Source organism: Alcanivorax sp. HI0044 (assembly GCF_001634945.1).
Genome location: NZ_LWEZ01000957.1, coordinates 1 through 283, shown reverse-complemented (window position 1 = coordinate 283; position 283 = coordinate 1). Strand labels below are relative to the sequence as shown.

General features: G+C 48.4%; 1 protein-coding gene. It reads right to left on the bottom strand.

Annotated features, from left to right (window positions below; all coding sequences use genetic code 11):
• Positions 1-194: hypothetical protein (locus A3730_RS32645; RefSeq protein ID WP_231883932.1), on the bottom strand; the 194-nt coding region annotated here is incomplete at its 3' end.
• Positions 195-283 lie beyond the last annotated feature (89 nt).

Here is a 283-nt window from a genome sequence, read left to right as displayed (position 1 = left end):
CTGGCGGTAATAGAAACTCTGCCATCGGGGCTAGAAATTGAAAGGTAGTCAGAGTTGGCGTTTTGCTGCCAGTCTGCGGGCGCCTGCACCTCAAATACGTCACCAGCAGAAGGATAGTATTTCATCTCCACTTCAGCACTTGCCACGGACGAGGCTCCTACCAACCCCAAAATGAGAGCTTTGAGTTTCTTCATACTGATTTACTCTGATCTTCCCCACCAAAAGTAGACACTGATTTACGCACACATCTTCAGGTATTCCTGCTCAACCGTGTTAGGGCTTT